At 62.7% G+C, this 25,934-nt stretch carries 30 protein-coding genes and 1 pseudogene; 15 read left to right on the forward strand and 16 right to left on the reverse strand.

Annotation, left to right across the window (positions count from 1 at the left end; translation table 11 throughout):
* The first annotated feature begins 92 nt into the window (after window positions 1–92).
* Window positions 93–560: an RES family NAD+ phosphorylase gene (locus DN412_RS33235; RefSeq protein WP_244222886.1), complete on the forward strand. Its 468-nt coding sequence runs from the start codon at window positions 93–95 to the stop codon at window positions 558–560.
* Between the two features lie 685 nt (window positions 561–1,245).
* Here DN412_RS33235 and DN412_RS33240 read toward each other — a convergent pair.
* From DN412_RS33240 to DN412_RS33255, 4 genes are all read right to left on the reverse strand, one after another.
* Window positions 1,246–1,674: a hypothetical protein gene (locus DN412_RS33240; RefSeq protein WP_115215468.1), complete on the reverse strand. Its 429-nt coding sequence runs from the start codon at window positions 1,672–1,674 to the stop codon at window positions 1,246–1,248.
* Window positions 1,675–2,104: 430 nt separating this feature from the next.
* Window positions 2,105–2,770, reverse strand: a complete 666-nt coding sequence (locus DN412_RS33245; protein WP_115215499.1) for a glutathione S-transferase family protein — start codon at window positions 2,768–2,770, stop codon at window positions 2,105–2,107.
* A 30-nt stretch (window positions 2,771–2,800) separates the two neighbouring features.
* Window positions 2,801–3,787 carry an aldo/keto reductase gene (locus DN412_RS33250; RefSeq protein WP_115215469.1) on the reverse strand — a complete coding sequence of 329 codons (987 nt, stop codon included), beginning with the start codon at window positions 3,785–3,787 and terminating at the stop codon, window positions 2,801–2,803.
* Between the two features lie 187 nt (window positions 3,788–3,974).
* Complete coding sequence (locus DN412_RS33255) at window positions 3,975–5,063, reverse strand: NADH:flavin oxidoreductase/NADH oxidase (protein WP_115215470.1); 1,089 nt, start codon at window positions 5,061–5,063, stop codon at window positions 3,975–3,977.
* A 93-nt stretch (window positions 5,064–5,156) separates the two neighbouring features.
* On the opposite strand from DN412_RS33255, the gene DN412_RS33260 reads away from it, so the two are divergent.
* Window positions 5,157–6,053 (forward strand): LysR family transcriptional regulator, encoded by an 897-nt coding sequence (locus DN412_RS33260; RefSeq protein WP_039011511.1) that lies wholly within the window; start codon window positions 5,157–5,159, stop codon window positions 6,051–6,053.
* A 260-nt stretch (window positions 6,054–6,313) separates the two neighbouring features.
* On the opposite strand, the gene DN412_RS33265 is transcribed toward DN412_RS33260, so the two are convergent.
* The 9 genes from DN412_RS33265 to DN412_RS33305 form a co-directional block, all read right to left on the reverse strand.
* On the reverse strand, window positions 6,314–6,559 hold the full coding sequence (locus DN412_RS33265) for a hypothetical protein (protein ID WP_115215471.1): 246 nt from the start codon (window positions 6,557–6,559) through the stop codon (window positions 6,314–6,316).
* The gene (locus DN412_RS33270; RefSeq protein ID WP_115215472.1) at window positions 6,556–9,663 is read right to left on the reverse strand and encodes an SNF2-related protein; all 3,108 of its coding nucleotides are present in this window, start codon (window positions 9,661–9,663) and stop codon (window positions 6,556–6,558) included. Before DN412_RS33270 ends, DN412_RS33265 begins: the two co-directional genes overlap by 4 nt.
* A 68-nt stretch (window positions 9,664–9,731) precedes the next feature.
* The gene (locus DN412_RS33275) at window positions 9,732–10,388 is read right to left on the reverse strand and encodes a hypothetical protein (protein ID WP_115215473.1); all 657 of its coding nucleotides are present in this window, start codon (window positions 10,386–10,388) and stop codon (window positions 9,732–9,734) included.
* A gap of 34 nt (window positions 10,389–10,422) precedes the next feature.
* Window positions 10,423–11,175: a hypothetical protein gene (locus DN412_RS33280; protein ID WP_244222887.1), complete on the reverse strand. Its 753-nt coding sequence runs from the start codon at window positions 11,173–11,175 to the stop codon at window positions 10,423–10,425.
* A gap of 82 nt (window positions 11,176–11,257) precedes the next feature.
* A complete protein-coding gene (locus DN412_RS33285) occupies window positions 11,258–11,530 on the reverse strand; it encodes a hypothetical protein (RefSeq protein ID WP_133303118.1) in 273 nt (90 codons plus the stop codon).
* 12 nt (window positions 11,531–11,542) lie between these two features.
* Window positions 11,543–12,016, reverse strand: coding sequence for a hypothetical protein (locus DN412_RS33290; protein ID WP_115215475.1), 474 nt, complete (start codon window positions 12,014–12,016; stop codon window positions 11,543–11,545).
* A gap of 83 nt (window positions 12,017–12,099) precedes the next feature.
* On the reverse strand, window positions 12,100–12,342 hold the full coding sequence (locus DN412_RS33295; RefSeq protein WP_115215476.1) for a hypothetical protein: 243 nt from the start codon (window positions 12,340–12,342) through the stop codon (window positions 12,100–12,102).
* 125 nt (window positions 12,343–12,467) lie between these two features.
* Entirely contained in the window at window positions 12,468–12,674 is a 207-nt protein-coding gene (locus DN412_RS33300) for a hypothetical protein (protein ID WP_115215477.1), read from the reverse strand.
* A 165-nt stretch (window positions 12,675–12,839) separates the two neighbouring features.
* Window positions 12,840–13,319: a hypothetical protein gene (locus DN412_RS33305; protein ID WP_115215478.1), complete on the reverse strand. Its 480-nt coding sequence runs from the start codon at window positions 13,317–13,319 to the stop codon at window positions 12,840–12,842.
* A 443-nt stretch (window positions 13,320–13,762) separates the two neighbouring features.
* Here DN412_RS33305 and DN412_RS33315 point away from each other — a divergent pair, with 443 nt between their 5' ends.
* From DN412_RS33315 to DN412_RS43900, 5 genes are all read left to right on the forward strand, one after another.
* Window positions 13,763–14,023 (forward strand): hypothetical protein, encoded by a 261-nt coding sequence (locus DN412_RS33315; protein ID WP_115215480.1) that lies wholly within the window; start codon window positions 13,763–13,765, stop codon window positions 14,021–14,023.
* Window positions 14,024–14,092: 69 nt separating this feature from the next.
* The gene (locus DN412_RS33320) at window positions 14,093–14,704 is read left to right on the forward strand and encodes a hypothetical protein (RefSeq protein WP_115215481.1); all 612 of its coding nucleotides are present in this window, start codon (window positions 14,093–14,095) and stop codon (window positions 14,702–14,704) included.
* A gap of 53 nt (window positions 14,705–14,757) precedes the next feature.
* The gene (locus tag DN412_RS44925) at window positions 14,758–14,934 is read left to right on the forward strand and encodes a hypothetical protein (protein ID WP_167471160.1); all 177 of its coding nucleotides are present in this window, start codon (window positions 14,758–14,760) and stop codon (window positions 14,932–14,934) included.
* Between the two features lie 3 nt (window positions 14,935–14,937).
* Window positions 14,938–15,708 (forward strand): DNA/RNA non-specific endonuclease, encoded by a 771-nt coding sequence (locus DN412_RS33325; RefSeq protein WP_167471162.1) that lies wholly within the window; start codon window positions 14,938–14,940, stop codon window positions 15,706–15,708.
* A gap of 13 nt (window positions 15,709–15,721) precedes the next feature.
* Window positions 15,722–15,877, forward strand: coding sequence for a hypothetical protein (locus tag DN412_RS43900; protein WP_167471161.1), 156 nt, complete (start codon window positions 15,722–15,724; stop codon window positions 15,875–15,877).
* 271 nt (window positions 15,878–16,148) lie between these two features.
* Here the strand turns inward: DN412_RS43900 and DN412_RS33330 are convergent, their stop codons facing one another.
* On the reverse strand, window positions 16,149–16,433 hold the full coding sequence (locus tag DN412_RS33330; protein ID WP_115215482.1) for a hypothetical protein: 285 nt from the start codon (window positions 16,431–16,433) through the stop codon (window positions 16,149–16,151).
* Between the two features lie 371 nt (window positions 16,434–16,804).
* Between DN412_RS33330 and DN412_RS33335 the strand changes: the two genes are divergently transcribed.
* Window positions 16,805–17,677, forward strand: coding sequence for an RNA-guided endonuclease InsQ/TnpB family protein (locus tag DN412_RS33335; protein ID WP_244222893.1), 873 nt, complete (start codon window positions 16,805–16,807; stop codon window positions 17,675–17,677).
* A 386-nt stretch (window positions 17,678–18,063) separates the two neighbouring features.
* On the opposite strand, the gene DN412_RS33340 is transcribed toward DN412_RS33335, so the two are convergent.
* Complete coding sequence (locus DN412_RS33340) at window positions 18,064–19,215, reverse strand: integrase domain-containing protein (RefSeq protein ID WP_115215483.1); 1,152 nt, start codon at window positions 19,213–19,215, stop codon at window positions 18,064–18,066.
* Window positions 19,216–20,278: 1,063 nt separating this feature from the next.
* Between DN412_RS33340 and DN412_RS33345 the strand changes: the two genes are divergently transcribed.
* Both DN412_RS33345 and DN412_RS33350 read left to right on the forward strand, forming a co-directional pair.
* Window positions 20,279–21,283, forward strand: coding sequence for a PRTRC system protein D (locus DN412_RS33345; RefSeq protein ID WP_115215484.1), 1,005 nt, complete (start codon window positions 20,279–20,281; stop codon window positions 21,281–21,283).
* Window positions 21,284–21,295: 12 nt separating this feature from the next.
* Window positions 21,296–21,727, forward strand: coding sequence for a hypothetical protein (locus DN412_RS33350; RefSeq protein WP_115215485.1), 432 nt, complete (start codon window positions 21,296–21,298; stop codon window positions 21,725–21,727).
* Between the two features lie 571 nt (window positions 21,728–22,298).
* On the opposite strand, the gene DN412_RS33360 is transcribed toward DN412_RS33350, so the two are convergent.
* Entirely contained in the window at window positions 22,299–23,294 is a 996-nt protein-coding gene (locus DN412_RS33360) for a primase-helicase zinc-binding domain-containing protein (RefSeq protein WP_244222889.1), read from the reverse strand.
* Window positions 23,295–23,312: 18 nt separating this feature from the next.
* Here DN412_RS33360 and DN412_RS33365 point away from each other — a divergent pair.
* The 5 genes and pseudogenes from DN412_RS33365 to DN412_RS33385 form a co-directional block, all read left to right on the forward strand.
* Window positions 23,313–23,609 (forward strand): annotated as a pseudogene (locus DN412_RS33365) (TraM recognition domain-containing protein); the annotation flags it as partial.
* Window positions 23,610–23,617: 8 nt separating this feature from the next.
* The gene (locus DN412_RS33370) at window positions 23,618–24,124 is read left to right on the forward strand and encodes a hypothetical protein (RefSeq protein WP_115215488.1); all 507 of its coding nucleotides are present in this window, start codon (window positions 23,618–23,620) and stop codon (window positions 24,122–24,124) included.
* Window positions 24,096–24,341 carry a hypothetical protein gene (locus tag DN412_RS33375; protein WP_244222890.1) on the forward strand — a complete coding sequence of 82 codons (246 nt, stop codon included), beginning with the start codon at window positions 24,096–24,098 and terminating at the stop codon, window positions 24,339–24,341. The genes DN412_RS33370 and DN412_RS33375 overlap by 29 nt, the downstream gene beginning before the upstream one ends.
* A 1-nt stretch (window position 24,342) precedes the next feature.
* Entirely contained in the window at window positions 24,343–24,960 is a 618-nt protein-coding gene (locus DN412_RS33380; protein ID WP_115215490.1) for an IncC plasmid conjugative DNA transfer DtrJ family protein, read from the forward strand.
* Between the two features lie 72 nt (window positions 24,961–25,032).
* Window positions 25,033–25,908 (forward strand): ATPase, encoded by an 876-nt coding sequence (locus DN412_RS33385; RefSeq protein WP_115215491.1) that lies wholly within the window; start codon window positions 25,033–25,035, stop codon window positions 25,906–25,908.
* The last annotated feature ends 26 nt before the right edge of the window (window positions 25,909–25,934 follow it).

The raw sequence follows: 25,934 nt of genomic DNA on the forward strand, positions 1-25,934 counted from the left end.
GAGCGATGGCGAGCCCGGCGTGAAGACGATTTGGCTTGGCCTGAAAGAAGTTCATGTCGCTGCGAAGACTTTGCGAGGATTACGAGCCGTCGATGATGGGGACAATTGTGTATAACCGCATGCGCTATGGGACCTGCTACTTTGGCTTCAATGTCCACGTCGCCTTCGCGGAAACGGTCTTGCACAACGAAGTGGCTGACCCGAAGCATGGTGGGGTTCGTATTGCCTGTTCGGAGTTCGACCGCTACGTGTTCACCTTTGAGGGCGCGCCATTGAAAGTGGCTGTCCTGCATGGCGTTCCGCTGAAGTCGATCGGTGGTGACGGTTCTCTTTCGACCGTGACCCCCTATTCCCTTCCGCAGCAGTGGTCCCGTGCTGTGCATGACCACGGAGCGGGTGTGGATGGATTTCTGTACATCTCCCGGCACGTCAATACGGAAGAGGCCTTGGTTGTTTTTGAGCGCGCAAAAAAGAAGATCAAGCTCAAGGAAGCGGTGAAGTTCCTGGACTATCCCGGCGCGGCGCGGGTGTTGGCGGATTTCAAGGTACACCCCATCTGAAGTCTCGCGTCCGGCCGGATATTGAGCGGGGGCTTCGGTCTCATTGTGGAAGAGCAAGTGCGGTACTACGCAGTTGACTCAAAACTAGAGCGAAAATGCGGCACTAGCACCTAGCGGTTACGCCGAGGACGCGAGTGAACGGTAGCTTCGGCCAGATTCTGTTGAAAGACTCCCTCCTTGCAGTTGTCGGATTGGCTCGCGAAAAGTCGGCCTCTCAGATCGCTCTACAAACCGCTCATGAACACGGTTAGGGGTTGGAGGACACCCTAAAAACCTGGTTGGGACGTTGGTCGGGGAGTTTTTCAATAGAATGGCCGATGTCGCAACGTTCACGGGCGCAAATGGAAGGACAGCTTACTGAGCGGAGCCGACGTCTGAGTGTCTGAGCAACGGTGCGAGCGAATGACGCTTCATGGCCGATCGCCGACCTCGATGAAGCCAGCAGGGATAGCCGCGCACACGCTCACGGCGCGAGCATGATCCTCCCAGTGAGATCCGCCATGCGTGGTGACAATCCTCGTTCGATCAAGACGCAGGCTATTGCGTCCTTATACGCCACGGTTTCCTTCATCGCGTGCTACTGGTAGATCGCGTGCAGATTTCCCTTGTTGGAAAAACCATCACGCACGCGACCGTGCGCGAAGCCCCGTGATGCCGGTCCTTGTCTCGGATTGCCCGCCTGCTGTCAGGCCATTTCACTGGCAGCTTCGCCAGCCAGCGCGACTTCCGTCTCGTCGGACACCGTGCTTTCCGCTATCGCGTTGTCGTCTTCGGAAACCATGTCGCCCAGACCGATGACGACCGTGATATTCGGCGTCCAGTTCTTGCGGTCGGTGCTGACCTCTGCAAACGTGGTCACCGTTACGGTGTAGCCCTGCGCTCTGAGGTCGTCGGCTAGCCGTTGCGCGCGCGGTTCCAGCGCTGCTTGCGGATTGTCTTCGTTGATGTCGAGTACCAGTCTGGTCTCGAATTCTTCCTTGCCCCTCTGGATTGCCGTTTGCATTGCCTTGAGTTGCTTGTTCGCGAGCGCGACGAGCTTGCTGTACCTGGACTCTTCCTGGCTGGCGCGCAGTGCCTTGGCGGCGTTGATGATTTCGGTTCGGTCCACGAACATAATTGCCTTTCGAGGTGAAGGAGAAAGCGCAGGCGCCGCACGGGCTTGACTTCAGGAGCCAGCTTTTCTGGGATGCGACGGCAACTGTATAAATATACAGTGCTCGCCGGCTAACTGGCAAGGAGCAAAGGGTGAAAGTCCCTGACAGCGGAAGATCTACCTCTCCTGGCTCCGGCTGAGGCTGGGTAGCTTGTAGGTGCCGGATTCAGGCCGTCAGCCGTAAGGGAGCAACCGGCTGCTCAAGTCCAAACGTCATGACGACCAAGTTGAGAGGAGCCGACCGGCGCCTTACGACCCCAAAGCGGCCGGCCGGTTCGCCGAAGCAGGCGGCTGCATCTGCCAAGCAGACATTCCCTCTTTTTGCAGTCCCGGCTCGTGGCGCCGATCTGTCGCGTTGAAGCTAACTTGAGCTTTGGCTTTGATGTAAGCACTATCGGATATCCGGTGCGGGTATCGTGGACACGCCCTGGGCCAGCGCGGCCTGGTGCTGCACCTCAAGCGCCTTTCGATACCCGTCGCGTTGCTGCAATCGCGCCCAGTAGGCCGCAACGGCCGGGGTGAAGTGATTGCTCAGGTCCAGATGCGTGGCGAGTAGCAGCGCGTAGGCGACGGACACGTCGGCTGCGGTGAAGCGTCCGGCGCAAAGAAATTCGCGTGTCGCGAGCACAGGCTCCAAGCTGCGCAGCCGCGCGAGGAACCATCGGGCGTAGTCGTCCGCCACCTGCGGCTGGCGACGCTCTGCGGGCTCGAAGTACCGATAGCGCAATACCAGCGTCTGCGGAAAGGTCAGCGTTGCTTCACCGAAATGCAGGGCATTCAGATAGGCGCCGTAGTCCGGCTCGTCGACGGCCACGTCCATCGCGCCCGGCGAGAACCGCGCAGCCAGGTACTGGCAGATTGCCGCCGACTCGGTCATCAACTGCGCACCCTCTGCGAGCGCGGGCACCGTCCCCAGCGGGTTGACAGCCAAATAGCTGCGCTGCTGCGAACGAGGCGGAAAGGGGAGCACCTGGAGGTCGTATGACACGCCGATCTCTTCCAACATCCACAGCGGCCTGAACGAGCGAGCGCTCAGGCAGTGATACAGGGTCAGCACGGGGCGATTCTCCGCAGTCATCGATTCCTCCTACGCGCTGTGATCGACGACTTTCATCTGCATGGCGTTCATGCGACCGCCATGCACCGTCAGCTTCGCCAAGGCAGTGTCGATCTCTCGCAGGTCGGTCGACGAAAGCGGCAGAGCGACGGCCTGCAGGTTTTCCGCGAAGTGGGCAGGACTTCGGGTGCCGGGGATCGGCACGATCCAGGGTTTTTGCGCCAGCAGCCATGCCAGCGCCACCTGCGCAGGCGTTGCGTTCTTCCGCACGGCGACGCGCTTCAGGAGATCGAGGAAGGGCTTGTTAGCGGCGATGTTCTCCGGGGAGAAGCGGTCGAAGCCAGAGCGCAGGTCGCTCTTCGGATCGAGCTTCGTGCTCGCATCGATCTTCCCGGTCAGGTAGCCCATGCCCACGGGTCCCCACGGCACAAAACCGATGCCCAGCTCTTCGCAAGCCTGGAGCACCCCGTTGTGCTCCGGATCCCGGTTCATCACGGAATACTCGGTCTGGACCGCCGTCACCGACTGCACTGCGTGGGCGCGTCGAATGGTTTTGGCACTCGCCTCCGACAGCCCGAAATGCAAGACCTTGCCTTGCGCGATCAGGTCCTTAATCGTGCCGGCGACATCTTCGATCGGAACCGCCGGGTCCACGCGGTGCTGGTAGTAGAGATCGATGCGGTCGGTCTTGAGTCGCTTCAGCGATGCCTCGACCACCTTCCTTACGTGCTCGGGACGGCTGTTCAGCGCGCCGTTGTTGTCCATGTCGAAGCCGAACTTCGATGCGATCACTACCTGGTCGCGGATGGGTGCGAGTGCCTCACCCACCAGCTCTTCGCTGGTGAAAGGGCCATAGACTTCTGCCGTATCGAAGAACGTGATCCCGCGCTCATGAGCATTGCGCAGCAGCGCGATCGCCTGGCCCTTGTCAGCAGGCGAGCCGTAGTTGGCGCTGATGCTCATGCACCCGGCACCAAGTGCCGAGACTTCGAGATTGCCGAGTTTTCGCTGGGTCATGATGGTTGGTCCTTTGGTTTGTGCGGTTGCGGCCCAAGCCCTTGGTGCGAGTGTCAGTCCTACGCCGATGAAGGCCGTGGTGATCAACAGATCGCGCCGCGTCAGAGCCGACGCCGACGTCGAGCTCGATTGGGCGGGTTGGATCGAGTTGTTCATGGTGAATCCTTGAATGGGTGGCGGATCACGTTCAGACTGGGACCCAGTTCTGAAGCCAGTACGCGTACGGCGTGGGCAACACCTGGGTCTTTGCGCCGAGCTCGCGCGCAGCGGTGTTCGGCCAATGCGGGTTGTCGAGAAGTCGCCTGGCCAGCATGACGAATGCGACCTTGCCCTTGCGCACGAAGCTGTCCGCTTCTTTCGCATTTGTGATCAACCAGCTTGTCGTCACCTCAAGGCCTGTCTCGTCGCGCACGTTCCCTGCAGTCTCGACGAGGAGGTTCGCCGCCCACGGAACAGGTGCGAGCGTCGAGAAACCGATGCCGACATCGACAAGATCGAGCCCTTCGGCCTTTAGCCATTTGAGAACCTGAATGGCTTCGGGCAGATTTCTGTCGTCCTGTCTGTCGAACTCAAGCACGCCGACCCTGGCAGTCAACGGCAGATCGGCGGGCCAGACGCGGCGCACGGCCGCGACGGTCTCGACAAGGAAGCGCGCGCGGTTCTCGAGGCTCCCGCCATAGGCGTCATCACGCTTGTTGGAGTGATGGGAAAGGAAGTTCTGCGCCAAAAAGCCGTGGGCGAAATGAAGCTCGATCCACTTGAAGCCGGCTTCACGAGCGCGCTGCGCAGCGTCAGCAAAGTCCTGCTGCACGCGCCGAATGTCTTTGACGCTCATGGCGCGAGGAACATGCGCTTGCTCGGGAATCAGCGGCACGGCCGATGGAGCAATTGGCTCCCACACACGCGGATCGTTGGCGGGCATCGGAGCACCGCCTTCCCATGGCGGCGTGCAGCCCGCCTTGCGGCCCGCATGAGCGAGTTGGATGCCAGGGACGGCGCCAGCGTCAGAGATCGCGCCGGCAATGGTGGCCACACCGGCCGTGTGAGTATCGCTCCAGAGGCCAAGATCCCCGGGGGTGATTCGCCCCTCGGGCGAAACAGCCGTAGCCTCCACGACGACCAGCCCTGCGCCTCCGCGCGCGAGCCCCGTGTAGTGAGGCAGATGCCAGTCGGTGACGCTCCCGTCGATTGCACTGTACTGGCACATCGGCGATGCAGCGATGCGATTCCGGAGGGTGACTCCGTTGAGGGTGAAGCTGTCGAACAAACCTGGCATTTCAAGACTCCTTAGTGGAGTCCAATGTAGGTTTCGGCTTCTGAAAGAAAAATGGCCTAGCGCTGCATGCTTTATGAAGCTATGCTTCAAAGTATGAAACTTAAACAGCTCGACGGCCTAGTGGCGTTCTGGAAAGTTGCGGAGCACCGAGGATTCACCGCAGCGGCCGCCGAGCTGGAGGTTTCCCCCTCGGCGCTTAGCCAAGCCATACGGCAACTGGAGACGCGCCTTGGCGTTCTGCTGCTGCACCGGACGACCCGAAGTGTGAGCCTTACCGAGGCGGGCGAGATATATCTTGCGCGAGTTGGTCCAGCGCTCGGGCAGGTTGTTGAGGCCGGCGAGGAACTGAACGTCCTTCAGGGCAGGCCGTCGGGAATACTTCGCCTCAATGCGGCTCGGATTTCGATCGCGATGGTGCTGCAGCCGATGCTGGCTGGGTTTCTCAAGGCGAACCCGCATGTCCAGCTTGAACTTACGAATGACGAAGGCTTCGTGGACATCGTGGAACGCGGCTTCGACGCCGGCATCCGCCTTGGCGAAAGTGTTCAGCGCGACATGATCGCCGTGCCTCTAGGCGGGCCGATCAGCGTTGCCGTCGTCGCGTCACCGGCGTATCTGGCAAACAACCCGGCACCCGTTCATCCGGACGATCTGGCGGACCACAACTGTGTCCGCTTTCGCTTTGCCGGGACCGGGGCGATCCACAAATGGGAGTTCCTGATGAAGGACCGACTCGTGGAGTACGAAGTCGCGGGCAACCTGACGATCAGCGACACGATCTTCAGCGTTGAGGCCGCGCTCGAAGGGGTTGGGCTTGCCTACACATTCGAGCAGCTCGCGCTGCCTCACATCAAGGCGAAACGGCTGAAGCGGGTCCTGGTTCCGTTCTCGCCAACCTTCCCAGGCTTCTATCTCTACTATCCAAGCCGGCGCAACCAGTCGACCAAGCTCAAAGCGCTGGTGGAGTACGTCAGTGGTCGACGCTCTTGATGCGATGGATTTCGTCGCCGACTGCTCGAAGGTGCAAGCGGTCAGACGCTGACCTTGCACGGCCGCCCGCTCATGGCCGAACCTGCCCACCGTAACCAGGACTGCATCGGCCCTCACACCCCGCAGATCGGCAAAAGGCCAAAGAAAAATGCCCTCCATACATCGGAGGGCAGACAGTACAGGAAAGGACGCAGGCTTCTGGCCCGCAGCCGGCAATGGTACCCCCACGACCGCGCGTGGCGATCGGGGGGGGGGGGCGGCTAGCGGCTTGCCGGCCGGCGCGGCCCGATTGGGCGCGACAACAGCGTGGTCACCGCGCCACCAACGCACCAGCCATCCAGATTGTCCTCAAAGATGCCGTGGACAAGCCGATCCAGGCAGATCACCTCGATGCCGTCCGCTTCGACGGTGCCGAGGATGTTTGCCACGGTCGTGCCGCGGGTACCACGGCGCTTCACGGTGGCCACACCCTCGCCAATGGCGATCGTGCAATCTTCAGTTTTCATGCTGCGTCCTTGAGCAGTTCACGTTGATCCCGGGCCTTGCGGCCATGCAGCTTGGCGAGATCGTCCACAAACTCATCCAACAGCGTGTCCATGTGCAGGAACGCCTCGTCTTCCAGCTCCGGTGTCGCCCAGTCCAGGCCCGCCTCCATCGCGTCCCGTTTGTGCGCCACCATCTGGTCCTGGTAGGTATCGATACTTCCCGGTAGATGGAAGTACACGACCTTCAACTGCTCCTTCCGGTTCCACCGAAGCGCGCGCCGCATCGCCTGATACTCGATACGCCACGTCCAGGAGCGGTCATAGAAGAGGACATAGTCCGCATTGGGCAGGTTGTAGCCCGCCCGGCCGGACGCCTTGGTGCATAGCAGCCCCGTGGCATCGCCGCCCACGAATCGCCTGTCCTTGTCGGCCACGCGCTTCGTGATCGGAATCCCGCCGTGGAACGGCACGGTGTCGACTCCCCTCGCCTTCAACTGACTGGCGATGAGGGTGATGACGCCCGGGTTCTCCGCGAACAGGATGGCCTGCTTCCCTTCTGCCGCGATGGCCTCCAGCCGCTCGATGACGGCACGTTGCTTGCTGGTGAGCTGCACCAGCATGCCGACGCCCTCTACCCCGTGCTGCGGGTAGTTGGCGGCGAAGTGCACAGCCCGGATGCGCGCCAGGATTGCGATCAGGTTGTTCGGCCGACCGTCCTTGCGGACGTCCCGGTACCAATTGGCAAACTCGTCAGCCGTGCGCAGGTAGAGCGACAGGTGGGCAGGATCCCATGGGGTCTCGACCACCTCGACTGCCGGCTGTTCGATGCGGATATACCTGGCCACGTCGGGCTCGCAGACCAGCCGGCGCTTCACGTGCGGCGCCAGCATCTGGCGGTACCGTGGCAGGTTGCCGATCTTGGGCACTTCGCGCTTGGCCCCGTCCTGCAGACTCTCGGCGAATTCCCACGTCACCCACTCCAACACGACAAAATCGCTGCGGAAGCGATCAATGCCGCGCTCGGCGTGTTGCACCGTGGCCAGACAATTGGACTCCAGATAGCCGCGGCGGTAGCCATAAGGCTGCGCCGCCGCGCCGTCACCGCCCGTGAAGGCGACGAGTCCGAAGATATCGCGCGGGTAGTTGGCAATCGGGCTACCAGTCAGCACGTAGCGACGCCGGGCCGAAAGCTGCCACAGCGCGCGGCTCTGGTCACTCGTCGGGTTGGACAGGCGCTCGCCCTCGTCGGCCACCAACAGGCCGATACGACGGCGCAGTCGGTGGGCATACGTGACGCGCCGGGAAGCCTCCCGGCACACCGGCATGCGCAGCCGCTCATAGGCGATCAGGTTGACGCGACCGAGCGCACCCAGATCTTCCGGCGACTCGATGACATGCACGTCCGACACCGGCATGATCTGCGCCAGTTCCGCGCACATCTCCGAGATGAGCCGGGCCTCGACGACGATCAAACCGTGCTTGACGCCAGACAGCAGGATCAGCGCCGCAGCCAGCCGCGACTTTCCGCAACCCTGCTCCCATGCCGCGACCGCGCCGCAAGGCTTCATCAGCAGCTCAACCAGGTCCTGCTGTTGGAATTCCCAGTCCAGCCACCGATCGATCCCCAGCGCCAGCAGCCGCTTGCGCAGCCAGCTCGCCTGCTCGGGATAGCGCTTGGCCAGCCCCTCGTGCACGATTTCCCACGCCTGCGCCGATTTCCCAACGCTATAGCGGGTGGTGATCTCGTCCAACGAAACGGCATACTGGTTGCCGCGCACGTCGTACTGGTAGCGGCCATCGGGCAGCCGATCGAAGCGGACTTCCTGGCCCGTCTTGATGACCGGGCTGCCCCACACGGTCGGATCCACCACGTGCGTCTTCGTCGCCACACCTGTGAGGGTGTCTGCGGCGCCGACGCCCGTCGTCCAGACTACATGGCGCAACGGCAGGGCCTGCCGCGCACTGCGTCGCAAGCGCCGGCCGAAGTGTTCCAGGAACCCCGGCGCGAACTCCGGCTCACCGCCGGCAGCCTTCACCATGTCGACCAAGTCACCCAGCGCCGCAATGGGATTGGGCTGCATCAGATAGGCCTCCAGATGCAGCCGGCCGGTGCCCGCGTATCGAAAGCCGCGCGGCAGGCGCTGGCCTTCCAGCGGCACGATGCGACGCTCCAGCACGCGGTTGCGCACCATCGCCTCGACGAACCCACAGTCGAAGCCAAACACGATGCGCCGCCCGTCATGCGCGAAGCGTACCCGTTTCTGCGAGGTCACTGGCCGCGTGATGGCCGGCCCCTCGTCGTCCAGCAGCTGGTGACCGAGGCGCGTTTCGCCAAAGTGGCGTTCGTCCGCCTGTAACGCCAGCGCGGGCAGCGGCCGCGTCAGATCCGTGACGGATTGGCGCACATAGTCGCTCCGCTTCGCCCGGTACCGCGCGAATACCGCGATCGACGTGCGCACCTCGGCGCCCTCCTCGCGGAAGGCACTGGATGGCAGGTCGAACACGCCAACCACTCGTTGCGCTGCCTCATTGAACGGCTCACCGTACGGGATGGACAACCCGGCGAACTTGTCCACGAAGGTCGTCGGCAGCAAGGCCACCACGATCTGCGCCGCGTCCAGCGCCTGTGCCAGCGCGTACTCGTGGCTCAGGGCACTGGTGCTCGCCCCAAACCTGCCCCAGGTTGTGCAGTCATACGGCTTCAGGTGCGGCGATTCGAGATGAATCGAGAAGGGCGGATTGATAAGGGCGAGATCGAAGTGGCGCGGATGAATCTCTTCCATGCCGCCGTGCCGGAAGCTGCCATTGAAGCCCGCGGCTTCCACGGTCGCCTGAACCGCCTCGATCGTTGGCGCGTGCACATCCACACCGTACAGGCTGTGCGCGGCCGGATCGGCGAACTGCAGCAAGCGGGCCGAACCCACCGAGTTGTCGAGGATCGACACCTTGCGCGCTGGCTGCCAGGCGGCAGCCACGCCCCACATGAGGCGGGCGATGGCGTCGGGAGTGAAGAACTGCGAGAGATGGCGCTGACGCGCGGCGTGCAACTCGCCCTGATGGGCGACCCTCTCGGCCTGTGAGCCAAGACTGACAATGGCCCGCAAGGGCTCGTACCAAGATGACATAGTGTGTTCCAGAGAAGAAGAAGCCCCGCCAGTGGCGGTGTATTGATAGAGGGCAAACCAGACAGCTTCTATGCGGACTGTGGCGACGTGCCGGCGTGCTGTTGGACAAACGCAATGAGCGTGTCTGTGATCGGCTTGGCTAGGCGCAACTCCCAGTACTCGTTGTACTGAATGACGGCGAGGCAGGTGGCCAGCGACGTGTAACCCATGCGACGGGCGAAGACAGCAAGTGCCGTGAACGCCTGAGTGACAGGCTCGAAGGAACCGAAGTGCAGTTGCCGCGATGGACGGGTGGCTGAGCAGACAGACTCGGAGATTGCGACCAACTTCAGTCTCACCACTGTGACGGAGCGCCGCTCGGCCATGATGCTGGCCAGCCCGAAGGCGCGGCACAGCGTCACCGCCGTCTGCTGCTCGGCGATGGCGGGGCCGTTGGCCTCGTAGGTCGCGCGCAGGATTTCCCTGAAGTGATCGAGATCCGGCACGAGCCCAGCCGCGATCGCCTCCCAGATGTTGGGATGACCGTCAACGGGAATTCGTGTCTCGTCGATTTGGATGGGAGCCCCGAAGAGGCCGAAGTCGACACTGGCGCGCTGGATGATCTCAGCTACCTGCTTGCGGCAGAACCGCTTCAGTTCCAGCGATACCGAGGTGAAAGACTTTGCATCGGCCACCACCGCCTGAGTCGCGAGGAACGCCTCAATGCGTGGGTTGTACTTGGTCAACTAAATGGCCTCCTGCATGAACGCTTCGCCGTACTCACCGACGAACAACATCAGATCGTCCGCCACCTGGTGCGAAAGCTTGAATTCCCAGGCGTCCTTGAAGAAGACGATGTCGAGGCCCGGATAGCATTCCTTCTCGCGATAGTGGTACTCCAGCTGGTGGAGATTGAAGCGTGTGAGGCAATTCGCCAGCACGTGATGGCCGGCCTTCGCGGCGAATGTGGCCAGTCCGGTTAGGCAATCCGCGGTGCTCTGCAGGCTGTAGTAATTCACCTTGCGCGCGGAGCGCGCCGTAGCAAGCTTCGGAACCGACATGCTTGCGCAGAATGACCGCAGAGGCGGTCTTCTTGATCTCGCGCTTACGATTCAGCCCGAACCCGCTGACGATGCGCTGGGCCGCCTGCCGATAGGCCAGCTCCGCTCCGCCGTTGCCGCCGTAGCGTGCGGTGAGCGAAGCCCACAGGGCGTCAATATCGGGGATGCCGCCCGCCTTCAGGGCAGCGTCGATATCCAGCCCCGCGCGTTCATGCTCGTCGTGGTCTTTGATATCGAGCCGGCTACCCGGCGGCGCAAACTCGCGGCGGGCGCGATTGACGACGCCACTCGCGAGCGAGCGGCAGAAGCTTTGCAGCTCCCTCGTCATGGCGTATTCGCTGCGAACGTCGACCGCATGGTAGTGGTCGGCGATGCCCGCAACGGTATCACGCTCGAAAGCCGCAGCTGCCAGATACGCCGCATGGGCCGCCTGCTGGGCGGCAATGAACTGCTCGATAATCTTATTGTACATGTTGTCTCTCGGAAGGAATTGCCGGGAGACGCCCCATCGGGAAGGTCTCCCGATGGGGTCAAAGGTTGGAAACGGCGCTCAGCTATGCGCCAGCGTCGTCATCCTCGTCGTCAGCGCCTGCCGTCCAGCGCTCCAGGTCCAGGTACTCCTGTAACCATTGCTCGCGCACGGCTGGCGAAGCCGTTGCCCAGGTGGACTCATTCTTGTCGTTGCCGCTGAAAAACACCCCGGCAACGTCGCCGGCGTCGATGCCCGCGGCACGCTGGAGGGGATACAGCGCCTCGTTGAGGTCATCCACCAAAGCGGCCGCGTCGATCATGGCCTGCGTGACTGCTGAAAGAGATGGCATTGGCATGGCCTCTCCCAATCAGTGAAGGGCCAGGGCCGGGCCGGTGGGCATCGGCACGACGCCGAGCGCCAGCCAGTGCGCGACCGGATGATCCGGAAAATCCGGGATCGAGCCGAGGCGGTACAACATCGGCACGTTCTGCGGCTCGCGCTCGCCGTCCTGCAGCTGGCGCCGGTAGCGGTAGCTCAGCGACAGCCAGGTCAGTTCGGCGCGGGCGATGTGATCCCACTGCGCAGGCAGGCGGGACTCATCGAACAGCGCTGCGCCTGCCGCGTTCATGCGGGCCACCACGCAGCCGAAGTCGTGGGCAAAGCCACGGCGCACGAACGTGAGCGCGTCGGACGCGTGCATGCCGAAGATGCGGCCTAGCTGGCGGATGTACACGGCGCACTCAAGGCGAGAGCGTTCAGCGTAGTCATCCGTGCCGACCTGGGCGCAGGCTTCGTCGTACGAAACGGGACCGACTTCGATTTCGAGGAATTTCTGGATCATGACGTTTCCTTGGGATATGACGGGAAACGCCCCACAGGGACGCGTTTCCCTGTGGGTAGATGAAGGACTCCGTCGTGCGACGATCAGCCGGAGATAGATGAATCCGTGTGCCACTTCGGCTGCAGCAGGCCGCCTTCACGCCACATCGCGTGGCTGGTTGCAAGCAGCCAACCAACGAAGAGCAGCGCAGTGAGCAGCGCGCAGATGCTGAGCTGGAAACTCAGCAGCCAGGCGTCCCCGGTATTCATCGAAAACGCAAAGGCCAGGGCAAAGATGACACCCAGGCCAGACAAGGCGAGCGTGGAAAGGCGATCGATCGTGGACATGAAGCAGACTCCAATGGATAGGCACGGAGCCTGCCCATCGGGGACAAGGCCCCAATGGGAGAGAGTGTCGACCGGCAACGCAAGCGCACAGGTCGAGAAGGGGGCCGCAGAGGCGGCCCGAGGCGTCAGCCCAAAGCTTGGACGTAACGCGTATGCGAGGAATAGGCAACCAACCAGGCCGCGGCAATCAGACTACCGATCATCGCGCAGCAGGCCAGTTGCAGGTACAACAGACCTGAGTCGACGGTTGCGATTGTGAAACCCAATGCGGCGAACAGGTTGAAGATCATGGCCAGAACAGCCATGGGAGTGCCGCGATAGTGGATGAACATGATGGCTCCAACGAAAGATGGAGCCATGCCCATGGGGACAAGGCCCCAGTGGGTGAGAAAAGCAGAAAAAGCAGAGTGCCGACGAATCGGCCGTATCGATGCGTCAGTGACGCGAAAGTAGCCCGCAGGATACCGCAAAGCTTGCTGCCAAGAAAGCCCCCGACACTACTTCAGGTCGACTCCTGCCTTACGTAGCCGGTTGATGACTTGCCAGCGGTAGCCTCCAGCCTCGGCCGGATCCTGGATCGATGAGTAGTCCGGCATGCGCTCGATCCCCGGCTTGCCGCCGGGCTTTTCAAAGCCAACGGCGTCCAGGTCGTGCTGTGCCGCCTGTAGCTGCGACAGCGACCACGACAACTCGAACGTGGCGATGGCATCCCAACGAGCGGGAATGGTGTCGGCGTCGAACCAGACCTCGCCCACTCCGTCCATGATCGCCGTGACCGTGTACTCGCTGCCCTGCTCCGACGGAATGGCGCGCACCTCAAAGCGCAGGGAATCGGCGGGCGGGTGCCAGAAGACCCGATCCAGCATGCGCCGGAAGGTGAGTGCGTCGATGGTGGCCAACTCGCGATAGAGCGGCTCATCGGGGGCGGCGAAGGTCCGCTCGTCGCGCGGTCGGGTGCCGAGGTTCAGTTCCTTCATTGTGATATTAGGGGACGAAATTGCCGGTCATCCGGCTTAAGACGTGCGAAATCATACGTCATTCGCCGATCGGTCCGTCCCGATTCGCGCCGAAAATGATGCCTGCCGCCATGGGCCGAGCGCCACCTTGACTTTGCGCCGAGCCCGGTAAGCTAGATTCGTCCCCCCAGCATTCGACCGAGCAAAGCATGCGTTTCACCCTCTACGAACGTTACAACCCTCGATTTCAAGGCACGCCGCCAAGCGGCCTTTGCCCGCAAACAGGCGCGCGAACGCGAATGCCATCCACTGCTGGCTGAGCACGTGGCAGCCGAAGAGCATTCTGTGGACGAAGAGCTGGCCCGGCGCAATGCCCGTGCCGACGCCTGTGAAGCGAGGATGCGCGCCTTCCATGAGCGCAACTGGCGTGATGCGCGCCGTATCATTTTGCGCGCCCGGAGGCCGTGCAAGCCGTTATCCGCGTCAAGTGGGGAGCCTGGGTTGGCCCGACCACCTCGACATACTTCTCGAGCGGGCCGCACACGCCATCGACGCCGTTTATCCGGCACGCCTTGAGGATCAGCCAGCGCCTGCCGATATCCACGGCTGAGACGCAACCCGGCACGTCGACTCATCTACTTTTTCCCGTTTCCATGGAACACGCCATCGTTGATCTGCTCGCCAAGATCGAGCAGTATTTCCAACTCCAGGGGCCTGCCGCCTAGTGGCGCTGGCCGGGCGGATCGCGAATCTTGGCATAATGCGCGCCACACTCCCGCGAACCCGCCCCAACCATGTCAGACGGCCTCCTCTCCTGCGCGCATTGCGACAGCCAGCCCCGATTCATCGCCAACCGCTTTGAAGCGGTCATTGTCTGCACCGGCTGCGGCATGTCCACCCCGCCCCAATCCCTTGATGCTGGCCGCGATCAGGCCTTTGCCATCCTCAGCGGTATCTGGAACACCCGTGTCCGCCCCCGCCCGACCGAGCAGCACGAGCTTGCTGCCATCGTCCGCAAGGAACTGAGCAGCTCCGACCTGGGCATGGTGCTCGCGCTTATTGCCCGCAACGAAGACAACTGGGACATTCGCGGCCCGCTCTTCGCCGCTATGGCGGAAAAGCTGTTGCAGCCCGAGCCGCTCCTGCAGGAACTGGTGCCGGCCGAGTCCCTGTTGAAGGATGCCAGCCGTTACCGCAAACTCATGCGCCGCGCCAAGGTGATCCAGATCGACGGCCGCCCGTGGATTCACATCGAACCGATCGATGCGCTGCCTGCGACCATCTCCGAAGAGCTGTTCGGCGGCACGATTGTCCTGGAGGAGTTTCTCGCGCGCATCCTCGACTGTACTGACGAAAATGGGAGCCCCATTGCGCCCGCCCTCTGGAAGCCGCCGAGCCGCCCTTGACTTCGCGTAGGCGTTGGCAAGATCGAGGTATCTCTCATCCGAGCAAATAAGCGATGCACAAGCCTCTGTTCTTCGCCGCGGCCGTCACCGCTACCGCCATCCGCGCTTCCGTCAGCACCGCTGTCAGCACTGCTGCCTACGCCAAAGGCCCGTCCACCGACTGCCCGCATGTCTTCGGCACCAACGGCCAGCCGCGTGTTCCGGCCACCGTGGCCAAGGGCCGCACGTAGTCCCTGTGCTTTCGTGGCTACGCCGTGCAAACCTCTGCCGCCACCCGCACCGCGTTGTGGTCGGCCGAGAACCTGACTGCCCAGGCCGTGATGGCTACCCGTTCCGTACCGCGTGACAGCGACTTCTACGAGGAAGCGGAGATCCCCGCCGCCGACCGTGCCCGCCTGTCCGACTATGGTCGTGGTAGCGGGCTCGATCGCGGCCACCTTGCCCCGTCGGGCGACTTCCCTGACCTGGCCTCGCAGGCCGAGAGCTTCAGTCTCGCTAACGTCGTACCGCAGGCCGCAGCCAGCAATCGCCGGCTCTGGAGTCATATAGAGACCTCGACCCGCCGCATGGTGCGCGAATACGGCCAAGCTTTTGTGGTGACGGGCCCAGCCTTCGATCCTGCGCAGCCGGCGCGCCTCAACGGCCGGATCTCGATCCCTACCTATATGTGGAAAGCGGTCTATGTGCCCGGTGTCGGGGCTGCCGCCTATATTGCCCGCAACGACGCGACGGCTTGGTACGCGGTCGTGAGCAATGACGAGTTGGCCAGCTTCGCCGGCGTCGATCCGTTCCCGCGTCTGGACAAGGCATACCGGGACACACCCATGACGTTGCTCGCGCCCACGCCGCATCCCGGCGAAAAGGTCAGCCGAAGGGTCAGCCTCGCCACCCTCACTTCCACGGCCGTTGATCGCTCCGCCGTGGCGGATGGCCAGGAACCTCGGAACACGTTCCGCCAATCGAGTGTCCTGCCGTTCGTTCACACCGTCCTCGCCCGCTACTAATCAGGAGACTTGCATGAAACGCCTCAAGCAAATCGTTCACACCTTCCGAACCGACAAGGAAGCGCGCTTCTACATCCTGGGCGCAATCGCCGTGGTTCTGTTCCTCTGCTGGTGGGGCGCAACAGGCCACTGGGACAATAACCCGTTCCTGCCAGACTTTCTACGCTGAGAGCTCAGGCGGTGCATTTAACCGGTCAAATGTGGCGCGAGCCGGCTGTCGATTACCCTCAGTGCCACTCCCCATCGGGCCCGCATCCGGCGCCCATATCCGAATGGGCCCAGCCTCTTTGCACGAGCCCGTTGTCCAGCCCCCGGGCACCCCTCGGACGCCGCGAACCAGTTCGCCGTGATCCGGCCCCGTTCCGTGCGCAGGCCCGCCTGCCAGACGCGGACCGTGCCCGCTGGGAAGATCCGGTCTGCGATACTTTCAGGACCCCGCGTTAGTGCAGGACCGCGCGCGTGATCGGCGGCCCGCTCTCCTCGGTCACAGAGCGCAATACTTGCGGCTCGCGCGCGGCACGGACCACCCGATCGAGGTCCGCACAGGATAGCCAGTCGGCAACCAGCTTGCCAAGCTGGTAAAACGCCAGGCGCTGATCCGGTACATCAAAGCCAATGAGCGCGAAGACCTGCCCGGTCTCGTAGTTATCGGTCCACTGCAACCCAAACTCGAACAGTTGCTGTAATGCCGGCGCTGCCGGCCCGTCCTCAATGGCACCGTTCACCAGGATGCGCGTGAAGCCCCGGCATTCATGCCGGAGAGGTAGAGCGCGTCGTGCAGAGCACGACTTCAACTGCGCTTGACCCGCCACGCAGGCGTGGTACTGTGTCTGACACGATGATCGACGATCTGAGTACTCATCATGGCTCGCTGTAATACTCCCGTTCGGGTTCTCCGCCTGCGCATCAAGGACAAACATGCTTCGCCGCTGTCCGCGATGGCGCGGGAGGTCAACTTCGTCTGGAACTACTGCAACGAGCTTCCTACAAGATATTCGAGCGTGAGCGCCGCTTCGCTTCTGGCATCGAGCTTCAGCGATACCTAAACGGTGCATCGAAGGAAGGTCTGGGCATCGGATCGGCTGTATTCCAGCAGATTGCAGAGGAGTACGCCACACGCAGAAGGCAGCACCGCAAGGTCAAGCTCCGTTGGCGCAAGAGCGGTGGCGCGCGCCGATCGCTGGGGTGGATACCTTTCAAAGCCCGCTCGGTCGTATGGCGTAGTGGGCAGGTTCATTTCCAGGGCCTGCATTTGGGTGTCTGGGATACCTATGGTCTGTCGGGCTACGAACTTGGCGCCGGCACCATCAATGAAGACAGCCGCGGGCGGTGGTATCTGAACGTGACCGTCAAGTCTACGCCAACACAGCGCAGCGAATCGAAGCGGGAACTGGGCATCGATCTGGGTCTCAAGACCTTCGCTGGCTTCTCGGACGAGAGTCTTCAGAACGTGGAAGCTCATCGCTTCTACCGCGACCTTGAGCCTGCTCTCGCGACCGCCCAGCGCGCTCGCAAGAAGGCTCGCGTGAGGGCGATCCACACGAAGATCGCCAATCGCAGGAAGGATTTTCTGCATCAACTCAGCACCCAACTCGCTCGCGAATATGGTGCGATCTTTGTCGGCAACGTGAATGCACAGGCCCTCGCGCGATCCCAGCACGGAAAATCGGTGCTGGACGCGGGGTGGTCGGCGTTCCGAACCATGCTGCAGTACAAGTGCGCTGACGCAGGCGTATGGTTCGATGAAGTCGATGAAGCGTTTTCCTCCCAAACCTGTTCGTGCTGTCGTTCTCGCACGGGTCCGAAAGGTGTCGCAGGTCTTGGAATAAGGGAATGGACATGCGGTGAATGTGGCACGACCCACAATCGTGACCGCAACGCTGCTCGAAACATTCTCGCGGTCGGACGTGACCGTCTCGCTGGAGGAATCCCCGTCCTTTCCGCGCCTGGTGCGGCAGCCGCTGGCTGAGGGCGGGGAGGACGTCAACAAGTCGCTCAGATAGATCCCAACGGTCTCGCCGGGCTCCCGCCGCAGATGCAGCAGCTCGAGGTACGGGTCGACCGCCAGAAGGTCCCCCCCACTTAGCCCCCCGACGGCTCGTCCGGAGCCGACTCATGCAGATCGACCACGAGGATTCCTCACGCGGTGCGCAGCCCGCGCCGTGCGCCTCTTCTAATATATCCGGGTACTCGGTGTCAGCGCGCGCCACAGCAATGACGTATTCGGGCAACCCCACCATTGGCCAGGCCGCCAGCGCATCGGGGCCAACCCCGCGCTCCAAGATCTCGCAAACCTCGTGCGTGGTGTAAACCCGATCTTCGTACTGCCACATCAATGTCATGATTGAATCCTGTTCAGATAGGGTTGATGGTCGGCAGCTTTCCGAGGAGCCGGTAAAGCGCCTGCCGTGAAATGCCGAGTGCATTCGCAGCCTCGGCCTTGTTGTTGCTGGCAGCCATGAGCGCCGCCTGCGCCTGATGGGGTGAGACTTGTGGCTTTTCCTGTCGCGCCATCGCGGTGACGGTCGACAGGTAGGCGCCTGACTTCGATGCCTTGCTGTGCCCAGCCGCCTCAACAACCGCCTGGATCGCCCGACGATGTGTCTCGACGTCCGGCGCCTTCCCGCCCTTGACCGCCGCATCCACACCGGTCAACGTCTTGTAATACTCCTGCAAGAACTGATGCCGCAGTCCATGGCTGGTCACGCCCAGCCCCTCCTTATAGACCCCATATTTGCGCAGCACCGCGTTGTAATGGTGCCGCCACCGCTCGATCGAATACGACGAGGGTGTCGTCGATCCGCTCATTGGATCCACCAGCGCGGCCGCCTCCTCCAGCACAGCCAGCCGCAACTGCACCGGCACTTCACGCTTGCGCCCACCCTTCGTCCCGTCCACCACTCGCAGTGTGTCCAGATTGCGTAAGGCGGTGCTGATCTTCAGCGAGAAGCTCTCCTCAATGCGCAGGCCGAATGCCGCCTGCATCTTCAGTTGCACCGCCACGCGCGGGTGATCCACCGCTATCTCCGAGATCTTGGCGGTGGCGTCGATGCCATTGCCAGCCCAGGACTTGTCGGTTGTCGTCACGTAGCTGCGCACCAGGCCGTGTTCCACTCGGTCAACGTAGTCGCCCAACGTCCGGATCAGGTTGTGCTTGCCGATCCACTGACAAAACGCCTTCAAGTGCGAGAGCTTGTTCTCGATCGTCCCGCCCGTCTGCTTCTCCGACACCCAGTAGCTCACCAGCGCCTGCACATGCTTGTGCCGGATCGAGTGGGGGCTCTCAAGATGAAACCCGCACGCACGCAGTTCCACAAACGAACGGCACACCGTGTACATGCGCCGCTCCTGCGTCTTGATCGAGGCGTTCTTGTGGCTGATCCGCGTCTGGCTGAGGATCTTCTTCACGTTACCGATCACGGCCACCTCAATCTCCGCCTTCATCCGGGTCGGCAAATCGTATCTCGCCAACAAGCCGCGTACGTCAAACACCACTGACTGCCGCATCCGTCATCCCATTCCGTTTGGATTACCCAGCGCCCGACCTGCCCCCACGTCCCCGAAACGCCCTGAGCGAAGCCTTCCCTTGCGCCTGCTGTGTTGCCGTTTGCCGTCGGCCACGGTCCTGCCTTCCGATCCTTTAGCGATCCCCTTGCTGGTCGGCCCCACACGTGGAAGTGCGTGTCATGACCGTCCCGTTCCCCGCCACAGGTTGCGCTGCGCGCGAGCCTGGCCGAAGGGTTCGGGCTACTCGGTTGCCAAGATCGCTCCTGACATGTACGCCGGCCAGTGCTTGCACGCCCGCCGTCGCCACCCGTGTAACTCTCGTTGCGCTGTTTCGTTGACGGTCGCGCTCACCGTGCTCGTATCGTTCCAGAGAGTCCGCGGCCTTCTGCCACGCAATCCCCCGCCCCCAGGTAACGACATCTGGACCGCTGTGTATTGGGCCGCCAGTGTTCGTCTACCCCGCATCTCGCTGTCGGGCGTGTGTAGGTATCGGAGGGAGCCAATGTGTCCGGGTGTCCGGTCTGCACATGTCCTCATCGCGTCCAATTCTTCCAAACAACCCGCAAAGCCAAGCGGTATCGCAGTGTCCGGTGTCCTCAGTGTGGGCCAGTATGTGCTTGTGGCGATTGAAAAAAATGCCGCGTCAGTGTGCGGCTTGGACATAGAGGCGACCGACGACGCATTTCTGGCGGTGTCGGTGCTTGGGGTGGCCACGCAAACGGTGGCGAGTCGATGCGTCGGGGACGCGGAAAGTAGGACAAGGATAGCGAGCGTGGCCCACCCGTGCAACCCCTGGTGCATTGCGAATCGTGCACGAAATTGGCGATCTTTCGATCATCCCGCCGCACCTCAACCGCCGTACAGTAGCTGGGCGGACGATCTTTCAGACACTGACAAACAGTGGCACTTTCGGTGAGTCAAGACACCGGCGCCCTGACACTATCTGACACCGTCTGTCAGTGTCTGACAGATTCGGTGATTCTCAGGCAGACACTGACAGTGCCCAGATCGCATCCGCAGCTACCGTTCCCCATGCTCATGCCCTTCAGGAAGTGACCCCGAAATGAAAGCCTCAGTTTTTGCGACCGACGTTGGCTACGGAAACACAAAGAGTGCGTTTGCACGCGGCGCCGAGATCGGCCTGCAAATGTTCCCGTCCCTCGCCCCACCCGCGACCAACTCGACTCTCTCCCAGCACGGCGGCGGATACCTGAAAGCTCGCGACGTCATCACCGTAACGGTCGACGGGTCCCGCTACGAGGTCGGTCCGGACGTCGCAATCAGCACGGCCTACGGCGACACGGGCCGCACGCTCTCTGAAGACTTTGTGACGACGCCCAACTACACCGCGCTCCTGGCTGGCTCCCTGCAATATGTCGGCGTCACCGAGGTGGACCGTCTGGTGCTTGGCCTGCCGGTGCACACCACCCCGATGTATTCGGACTACCTGCGCGACCGCTACACCGGTGAGCTGGACTTCGGCGACACGCGCATCGTGGTGCGCAACGTCATGCCGCTGCCCCAACCGCTCGGCGCGCTAGTTTCGTTTTCCCAATACGGCGGGGACAAGTTCGACCCGGTCAACTCCCACCTGATCGTGGATGTGGGCTACTTCACGACGGACTGGGTGGTGGCGCGCGGCTTCACCATGGATGACAGCCGCAGCGGCGGCGTCCCGGGTGGCGCAGCGAAGATCTACCAGCAAATGGCCGCGCTGATCCAAAAGTCGGAAGGCGTGGCAGTCTCCGGGATCGAACGCATTGATGAATGCCTGCGCGAGAACCTGCCTATGCTCTTCTATAACAAGGATCTCGACCTCCGCCCCTTTTTCGAGGAAGCCCGGTCGCTTTGCCATACCACGGTCAAGGAGATGCAATCTCGTGTCGGCCGCGCCGAGGACATTCGATCCATCGTGCTGACCGGCGGCGGTGCCGCCATCTATGCCCCGTTCATCAAGGCCGCCTTCCCACGAACAACGGTTCACATGATGGAATCGCCCTGCTACGCCAACGTCCGCGGGTTCTACCTAATTGGCTCGGCGCACCACGCACGCGGCGGCAACCGGTAACGGAGGACGGTTGTGGGAAAGCTCGAAATCAAAGTCACGATCACGGAAGCGGCGACGCCTACTCTGTACCGGCGACTCGCCGCCATGGGCGACCTCCGGCAACGTGCCTTCTTCCTGAAGCAGCTCGCCGAGTACGGCGCGTGCAATGTCTCCGAAATGATCGGTATGGCTGTGACGCATTCCCACACTGCTTCACCGCCGCCGACCGTTTCCAGCCCACCGGGTCGTAATGCGGCGGAGCTGGTGGCCGTGGCGATACCAGTGTCGGACGTGCCGTCCGTCGAAGCGCGGGCGCCCGCGCCAGCGCTCCCGCCCGCGTCGCGGAACGATCTGGTCAACGAGCCGCCAGTACTCGGGACGACAGCGCCGACCGCAGCCGCAGGCGGACTCTCCACGCTCGCACTCGACGCGCTGGTGGCGGCGACAAGTCGTTTCAACGGCTAGATGCTCAGGCTTGACTTGGTGCGCAGGCGGATACAGTAGAATCAACGCAACGCACCCAGAGGGGCCAAAGCAATGACCGAATACGAGATCATCCGCTTCTTCAAATTCCTGCTGACGTTCGGCATCGGTTGGGCGCTTTGGGAATGCGCACTGACGCTGATCCAGGCCTTTCGCCGCCAGTGAATACGGCGCGCAAAACAGAAAAGCCCGGCTATTTTTGCCGGGCTTTTCGTTAAAGGGGATGGGCGCTCAGTGCCGCGGGCAGACCGGCGCAATACGTGAAAGCGGAATCAAAGTCCGCGTCGGTGTGTTGCAGCTGCGTGGATCCGTCAGCGTTGTGACGGTAGACATGGTAGGTCTCTGCGTCTGACTGGCACGCCGGTACGGTACCCGACGGCAGTTGGCGCATGGCGCGGATTTGCAGACGACCCACAATCACATTGAACCCTTTGAACGACATTCCAGAACTCCAAGTAGTGAGCTGCCGCAAGGGTTCTTCCTGGCGGGCTGAACCCGCAGGGCAGATAGAAGGAGAGGTGCCGGCCCGAGGGCCGGCAGTTACAACGACCGGCTAAGCGCAGACGGCGCGCTGGCCAGCAATGCCTTGCAACCGGTTGGCGGTGAGCCACTGATCGCAAAAGTCCGTGCCGCGCACCAACGGGCGATGCACATGGACGGTCAGACCTTCATTGCGGGCGCGCTTGGCCAGGGCCAACGCATCCGCCATACCGGGCGACTTGCGTGTCTTCGGATCGACCTCATCGAAATCCGCAAAGATATGCAGTGTATGGATGCCCAGACCTTGCGGCACGACGAAGCGGCTGAGCAACACGCGGTTCAGGCAGCACCAGGTCGGCACACCGAACAGCATGTGCGCCGCGTATGCCGTCTCCAACCCTTCGGCCACGCCCAGCACGCCATCGCGCGGCGGCATGAGCCGAACCGCACCGCCCGCGAGCGGCAGCGCCGTCACGTCATTGCGCTTGGCCGGCAGGATTTCCCCGTCAGCCGTTGCGATGAACGCCTTGGCCGGTTTGGCCGGGTCCAGCGCGGTCCGGTGCACCGTGGCCATGCGGCCGTCGGGCAGCGTGAACTGGGCCACGATCGTTGGATAGCGCCCTAGCACAGCATGCTCGTGGCGATAGTCCATCATCGCCAGCCTTAGAGCGCTCGGGCGCGGGGCAACAAGGCCCGGCACGCGAGCGGCGAAGTACCGCATCGCGGCATCACCGGGTACCAGCGGTTTGGCGCCGGACCAGACCCTTTCGATACGCTGGGCCTTCGCCGCGTCACTCATGCCACGATGCCGAACAGGGGGATGCGTCGGTCGGACAATCGCCGGGGCCGGCTCCCCTTCCACCACATGGGCAAGCTCGAGGAAGGACATGCCGGTGTATCGGCAAATTAGCAGGATGGCGTCGCCCGCCATCGGGTTGCCATTGGCACACTGCCGGCATACCCAATCGCCACGGCCGCCTTTGTTGTCGTAAGTAAAGCGGTCATTGCCTCCGCACATCGGGCATGGGCCAGGCTTGCCGGTCAGGAACCGCTCCGGCAGATACTGCAAAACCAGAGCGTCCCATTTTTGGCGAACCTCAACAACCAGATCATCTTACGATTGGAAGACACCGACACGGCGCAGTGGTTCTCCGACAAGGTGGGCGAAACCGGCATCACCACCATCGTCCAGTCGAGCACCACCAGCACCGGCAGTGAAGCCCATGTGGGCGAATTCAGCGGCTCGGTATCCCGTTCCCGGCAGCTGGAGAAAGTGCCGCTGATCCCGGTGCGCCTGATTACCCAGCTCCCTAATTTGCAATATTTCCTGCGGGTCTCCGGTGGCGCCGTCTACCAGGGTCGCATCCCCATCATCGAAGGATAAGTTCACACATGACCAGCCTGTTTCGCCAGATCGTCAAAGAGCACAAGCTCTCGGCCAAACTGTCGCCCGTCTTCATCTGCTTCCCGGAGCTGGATGACGTCTGCACCCGCCTCGTGGACTTCATCGGCCTGAACTTCATCGTGCGCGACGAGCCGCTGGTGAAGGAGATGCTGATGGACGCCCTCGCCGGCTATAAGGCCGACCGCAAGGACGGCTACGGCAACGTTGCCTTCATGCGAGGCCTCTTTGGCCGCGCGCACGAGCTTTACGCCAAGCGCTACGCCGCTTTCAAGGGCGAGAAGTACAACGTCTGGGCGCCCTTCCTGGAACCGATTCCGCTATTCGAAGGCAGGCAGGCGCCGGGGTATGTGTGCCGCATGGTCGACGAGCCGTGCCCGGAGCCGATCACGCCGCGCAGCGCGGCTTTCCAGCTCGCCGCCCGCGTCCTCAAGGGACCAACCTTCCGCCGCTATTTCGAGGAATACGATGTCTGTGGCCAACTCGCTCATTGCTAAGCTTTCCGGCCTCGCACTCGCTGAGGTCGCGGACATGCGCGTATGGGTGCGCGCGAACGATGCCGAGGCAACGGTACCGGAGCGGTTCGCCCAGGGCCGGCAGGCGTTCGCCATGGCGCTGGTGAAGCTCGAACACGACCGTCCTGCCCAGTTCTGGGGCGGCCTGCTCGCCTTCTTCGCCATTCCTTGCCTCGCCCTCCATTCGCTGCTGCGCTGATATGTCGAACAGCCGATTCGTTTCACACCTGCGCCTGTGGCTGATCGTCACGCCCGTGTTGCTGGCAACGCTTGCACCAATCCTGCCGGATGACAGGCACTTCGAGATCGACACGGCCGAACAGGCCTCGGTTGAAGCGCTATTTGGAGGCGACCGAGCCAACGACCTGGCCAGCCGCGCCAACGAGCGGTTCCGGCGTTGGTTCGTCGACTCGGGGGCAATCCGCCGCTCCTATGCCGGCTCCGCCAACCAGTCCCTGATCAGCGACGGAGGCACTGCCGGCATTGCCTCGGCGTGGCTGCGGCATCTCTGGATGGAGCTATACCGCGCCATCTACCGGGCAACGGTCGCCGGCCACTGGGCATGGGGCGCGCTCTGCTTCGCCGCCGCCATGCTCAACGACGGTGCCGTGCAACGGCGCATTCGGGCCGCCGCGGCCGGCGTTGCAAGCCCTGTGGGCTTCCACCTCGCGGCGCACGGCTTGCTGGTCGCGCTTGGCGTAAGCGCCTCTGCCCTGCTGTTGCCGCTGTCGTTGCCCGCCAGCGCCTGGACGGTCGCCACGGCATGCGTGGGCGTCCTCGCCTGGCATCTGGCCGCTTCGTTCCATGTGAACCGGTAGCCGTACTCAACCCTACCCAACGTATTCAACGCGGATCGCCCAGCCTTGGGGGTCCTTTCAGGAGAAAACCGTATGACCACCATCACCGACACCGACGTTGTCACCCCCCAGGATGACGCCGCACTCGTGGCCGCGGCCAGCGCTCTGGTCCCAAGCGCCGCGACTCAGGAACAGGCCAGCACGGCCCTCGGCATCTCCGATGGCGCGGACGATGGCTCGCTCGAACGCGAACTGCAGGAAATGGATGCGGCCGCCGAAACGTTGCGCAAGGAGGGGCTAATCTCGTCCGCCGAGGCGGAAGAGAAGAAAACCGAGGTCGCCAACACGCGCAAGCGCTTTCGTGAACTGAAGCCGGAAGACCGCTTGGCGATCATCCGCCGTCGCCGGGAAATCGGCGTTCAGATCCTGACCCGCCAGCTGGCCGGCGCCGCGGTCGTGCCTGTCTCGATCAAGCTCAACCACACCCGCCTGCGCCCACTGTTTGAACAATGGTGGCCGTTCATGAACCGCATGAGCATCAACCTGCAGCGCTTTGGCAGCGCCACGTTCGGCAAGGGCGAGCTGCCGGCGGTCGAGGAGTACTTCGAGCGCGAGCTGGTGCGCCTGGAAGACTATGTCGACGAGCAGCTTCGCGTGGCCGAAGCGCTGCGCACCCAGCGCGAAGCCGAGATGCGCGCAAAGAATGACATCGTGTTCGAGCCGTCGGTGACGCTGCCGTCGTTGAACCTGACGGTGGAAGCGTATTCGCGCTTTTCGATGCGAGTGCTGGGCTTGCTGGCAAAGTTCGACCGCACGATGGAACAGTTCGATTTCATGGTGTGGAACGGCATCCGTGACCAGACCGAGATCAACGACGAAGTGGCGCGCTTCCTGCGCAAGTTCCACCCACTCGGCCTGCGCAGCTACATGACCCACCTGAGGCTCATGACCACCGTTCGAGGCGTTTGAGCCTGACGTGCCGCCCCTCTCCGAAC

It is taken from the genome of Cupriavidus lacunae (assembly GCF_003353055.1).
Classification (GTDB): domain Bacteria; phylum Pseudomonadota; class Gammaproteobacteria; order Burkholderiales; family Burkholderiaceae; genus Cupriavidus; species Cupriavidus lacunae.

Coding starts and splice junctions, on each gene's coding strand:
- DN412_RS33235 (WP_244222886.1), top strand. CDS start 93: ATGATGGGGACAATTGTGTATAACCGCATGCGCTATGGGACCTGCTAC.
- DN412_RS33240 (WP_115215468.1), bottom strand. CDS start 1,674: ATGTTCGTGGACCGAACCGAAATCATCAACGCCGCCAAGGCACTGCGC.
- DN412_RS33250 (WP_115215469.1), bottom strand. CDS start 3,787: ATGACCCAGCGAAAACTCGGCAATCTCGAAGTCTCGGCACTTGGTGCC.
- DN412_RS33255 (WP_115215470.1), bottom strand. CDS start 5,063: ATGCCAGGTTTGTTCGACAGCTTCACCCTCAACGGAGTCACCCTCCGG.
- DN412_RS33260 (WP_039011511.1), top strand. CDS start 5,157: ATGAAACTTAAACAGCTCGACGGCCTAGTGGCGTTCTGGAAAGTTGCG.
- DN412_RS33265 (WP_115215471.1), bottom strand. CDS start 6,559: ATGAAAACTGAAGATTGCACGATCGCCATTGGCGAGGGTGTGGCCACC.
- DN412_RS33270 (WP_115215472.1), bottom strand. CDS start 9,663: ATGTCATCTTGGTACGAGCCCTTGCGGGCCATTGTCAGTCTTGGCTCA.
- DN412_RS33280 (WP_244222887.1), bottom strand. CDS start 11,175: ATGTACAATAAGATTATCGAGCAGTTCATTGCCGCCCAGCAGGCGGCC.
- DN412_RS33285 (WP_133303118.1), bottom strand. CDS start 11,530: ATGCCAATGCCATCTCTTTCAGCAGTCACGCAGGCCATGATCGACGCG.
- DN412_RS33290 (WP_115215475.1), bottom strand. CDS start 12,016: ATGATCCAGAAATTCCTCGAAATCGAAGTCGGTCCCGTTTCGTACGAC.
- DN412_RS33295 (WP_115215476.1), bottom strand. CDS start 12,342: ATGTCCACGATCGATCGCCTTTCCACGCTCGCCTTGTCTGGCCTGGGT.
- DN412_RS33300 (WP_115215477.1), bottom strand. CDS start 12,674: ATGTTCATCCACTATCGCGGCACTCCCATGGCTGTTCTGGCCATGATC.
- DN412_RS33305 (WP_115215478.1), bottom strand. CDS start 13,319: ATGAAGGAACTGAACCTCGGCACCCGACCGCGCGACGAGCGGACCTTC.
- DN412_RS33320 (WP_115215481.1), top strand. CDS start 14,093: ATGTCAGACGGCCTCCTCTCCTGCGCGCATTGCGACAGCCAGCCCCGA.
- DN412_RS44925 (WP_167471160.1), top strand. CDS start 14,758: ATGCACAAGCCTCTGTTCTTCGCCGCGGCCGTCACCGCTACCGCCATC.
- DN412_RS43900 (WP_167471161.1), top strand. CDS start 15,722: ATGAAACGCCTCAAGCAAATCGTTCACACCTTCCGAACCGACAAGGAA.
- DN412_RS33340 (WP_115215483.1), bottom strand. CDS start 19,215: ATGCGGCAGTCAGTGGTGTTTGACGTACGCGGCTTGTTGGCGAGATAC.
- DN412_RS33345 (WP_115215484.1), top strand. CDS start 20,279: ATGAAAGCCTCAGTTTTTGCGACCGACGTTGGCTACGGAAACACAAAG.
- DN412_RS33370 (WP_115215488.1), top strand. CDS start 23,618: ATGACCAGCCTGTTTCGCCAGATCGTCAAAGAGCACAAGCTCTCGGCC.
- DN412_RS33375 (WP_244222890.1), top strand. CDS start 24,096: ATGTCTGTGGCCAACTCGCTCATTGCTAAGCTTTCCGGCCTCGCACTC.
- DN412_RS33380 (WP_115215490.1), top strand. CDS start 24,343: ATGTCGAACAGCCGATTCGTTTCACACCTGCGCCTGTGGCTGATCGTC.
- DN412_RS33385 (WP_115215491.1), top strand. CDS start 25,033: ATGACCACCATCACCGACACCGACGTTGTCACCCCCCAGGATGACGCC.